The sequence below is a fragment of the Streptomyces sp. FH025 genome (assembly GCF_017427025.1).
Taxonomy (GTDB): Bacteria; Actinomycetota; Actinomycetes; order Streptomycetales; family Streptomycetaceae; genus Kitasatospora.
Genome location: NZ_JAFLNG010000828.1, coordinates 1 through 2,968, shown reverse-complemented (window position 1 = coordinate 2,968; position 2,968 = coordinate 1). Strand labels below are relative to the sequence as shown.

The 2,968-nt window shown below is 74.5% G+C and carries 2 protein-coding genes; both read left to right on the top strand.

Annotated features, from left to right (window positions below; genetic code table 11):
* Positions 1-1,131: macrolide family glycosyltransferase (locus J0670_RS34455; RefSeq protein ID WP_207816342.1), on the top strand; the 1,131-nt coding region annotated here is incomplete at its 5' end.
* A 109-nt stretch (positions 1,132-1,240) separates the two neighbouring features.
* The gene (hutH, locus tag J0670_RS34450; protein WP_207816341.1) at positions 1,241-2,824 is read left to right on the top strand and encodes a histidine ammonia-lyase; all 1,584 of its coding nucleotides are present in this window, start codon (positions 1,241-1,243) and stop codon (positions 2,822-2,824) included.
* Positions 2,825-2,968: the final 144 nt, after the last annotated feature.

Below are 2,968 nucleotides of genomic sequence, written 5' to 3'. Positions count from 1 at the left end.
GCCGTGATCGCCGAGCTGGTCGCCCGGGGCCACCGGGTGAGCTACGTCAACCACGAGTCCTTCCGGGAGGTGATCGAGTCCACCGGCGCCGCCTTCGTCCCGTACCCGACGGCGCTGCCGCTGCGCACCTCCACCGAGGGCTGGGTGGAGGAGCCGGTGGCGCTCCAGGAGCTGTTCCTGGACGACGCGCTGGCCATGTGGCCCGTCCTGCTGGAGCGCTTCGCCGAGGGCGGGGACCGCCCCGACCTGGTGCTCAGCGACATCGGCTCCTTCGCCGGGCGGGCGCTCGGCGAGCGGCTGGGCGTGCCGGTGGTGCAGCTGTCGCCCACGTACGTCGGCTGGGACGGCTTCGAGCAGGATTTCCCGGAGGTCTTCGACGCGGTCCGCAAGGCGCCCGGCGGGGCCGAGCACTACCGCCGGTTCGCCGACTGGCTGGAAGAGGCCGGGACTGTGCAGCGCGACGTGGACGCCTTCAAGGGCCGCCCCGAGCGGTCGATCGCGCTCATCCCGCGCGCCCTGCAGCCCAACGCGGACCGGGTCGACGAGCGGCGCTTCAGCTTCGTCGGCCCCTGCTTCGGCGACCGCGCCCACCAGGGGGGGTGGCAGCGGCCGGACGGCGCCGAGAAGGTGCTGCTGGTCTCGCTGGGCTCGGCCTTCACCCACCAGCCCGCGTTCTACCGGGCCTGCGTCCAGGCCTTCGGCGACCTGCCGGGCTGGCACACCGTGCTGCAGGTCGGCGCGCACACCGACCTGGCCGAGCTGGGCGAGGTGCCGGACACCGTCGAGGTGCACCGCTGGGTGCCGCAGCTGTCGGTGCTGGCCCAGGCGGACGCCTTCGTGACCCACGCGGGCATGGGCGGTTCCAGCGAGGGGCTGTTCCACGCGGTGCCGATGATCGCCGTACCGCAGGCCGCCGACCAGTTCGCCAACGCGGACGCCCTGGTGGGCCTCGGTGTCGCCCGCCGCCTGGACACCGAGCAGGCCACCGCGGAGGCGCTGCGCGCCGCGCTGCTGGAGCTGACCGGGGACCCGGCGGTGGCCGAGCGGCTGAAGGCGCTGGCCGCCGCCAGCCGGGCCGAGGGCGGCACCCTGCGGGCCGCCGACCTGGTGGAGGCCGAGCTGGGGTCGTAAGGGAGGCCGTGAGGGAGGGGTCGGGGGTGCGGTGCCGATCTGCTCATCGGAAAATCCGGATGGCGAGCAGCTGTTGTCATATCTTCATTCACCTGCTGTGATTATGTATATGGATATGCACAGTGCTGTGGCCCCCGACGCTCCGCTGGTCCAGGTCGGCAAGGCCGACGTCAGCGCGGAGGACGTGCTGGCCGTCGCCCGGGGCAACGCCCGGGTCGAGATCGGTCCCGACGCGCTCGCCGAGATGGCGGCCGCCCGCGCGCGGATCGACGCCCTCGCGGCCGAGCCGCGCCCCGTCTACGGCGTGTCGACCGGCTTCGGCGCCCTCGCCGTCCGGCACATCAGCCCCGAGCTTCGCGCACAGCTCCAGCGCTCGCTGGTGCGCTCGCACGCGGCCGGCATGGGGCCGGCGGTCGAGCGCGAGGTGGTCCGCGCGCTGATGTTCCTGCGGATGAAGACGCTGGCCAGCGGCCGCACCGGCGTCCGGCCGCTGGTCGCGCAGACCATGGCCGCCGTGCTCAACGCGGGCATCACCCCGGTCGTCCGGGAGTTCGGCTCCCTCGGCTGCTCCGGCGACCTCGCGCCGCTGTCGCACTGCGCGCTGGTGCTGATGGGCGAGGGCACCGCCACCGGCCCGGACGGGGTGGAGAAGCCCGTCGCCGAGCTGCTCGCCGCGGCGGGGATCGAGCCGGTCGAGCTGCTGGAGAAGGAGGGCCTGGCCCTCATCAACGGCACCGACGGCATGCTCGGCATGCTGGTGATGGCCATCGCCGACCTCCAGCGGCTGTTCACCACCGCCGACATCACCGCCGCGATGACCCTGGAGGCGCTGCTCGGCACCGACAAGGTGCTCGCCCCCGAGCTGCACGCCCCGATCCGCCCGCACCCGGGCCAGGCGCTGAGCGCCGCCAACATGCTGGCCGTCCTGAAGGACTCCGGCCTCACCGGCCACCACCAGGACGACGCGCCGCGCGTCCAGGACGCGTACTCGATCCGCTGCGCCCCGCAGGTCGCCGGCGCCGGCCGGGACACCCTGGCGCACGCCCAGCTGGTCGCCTCGCGCGAGCTGGCCGCCTCGGTGGACAACCCGGTGGTGCTGCCGGACGGCCGGGTCGAGTCCAACGGCAACTTCCACGGCGCCCCGGTCGCGTACGTGCTGGACTTCCTCGCCATCGCCGCCGCCGACCTCGGCTCGATCGCCGAGCGCCGCACCGACCGGCTGCTGGACAAGGCCCGCTCGCACGGCCTGCCCGCGTTCCTGGCCGACGACCCGGGCGTGGACTCCGGTCTGATGATCGCCCAGTACACCCAGGCCGCGCTGGTCAGCGAGAACAAGCGGCTCGCCGTCCCCGCCTCGGTCGACTCGATCCCGTCCTCCGCGATGCAGGAGGACCACGTGTCGATGGGCTGGTCTGCCGCCCGCAAGCTGCGCCAGTCGGTGGACAACCTGACCCGGATCCTCGCCGTCGAACTGACCGCCGCTGCCCGCGCGCTGGAGATCCGTCAGCAGGCCGACGGGGACGTCAGGCTGGCCCCGGCCACCGCGGCCGCGCTGGCCGCGGCCCGGGAGGCGGGGGTCGGCGGCGCCGGCCGGGACCGCTTCCTCTCGCCGGACCTGGAGTCCGCCGCCGCGCTGGTCGCCTCCGGCGAGCTGGTGCGGGCGGTGGAGCGGGTCACCGGGCCGCTGGCCTGAGGTGTCCGTGGCGGCGGCGCCGGTGGCGCGGGGTGAGCCGGGATCAGTCCCAGTCGCTCCGCGGCCGGCGCTCCTCGCGGTCGCGGCGGTTGCTCAGCGCGGCGGCGAAGTTGACGCCGACGATGCCCGCCCAGCAGGCCAACA

Bases quoted from the DNA above. Each gene is read 5' to 3' on its own strand.
- hutH (WP_207816341.1), top strand. From the start codon at position 1,241: ATGGATATGCACAGTGCTGTGGCCCCCGACGCTCCGCTGGTCCAGGTC.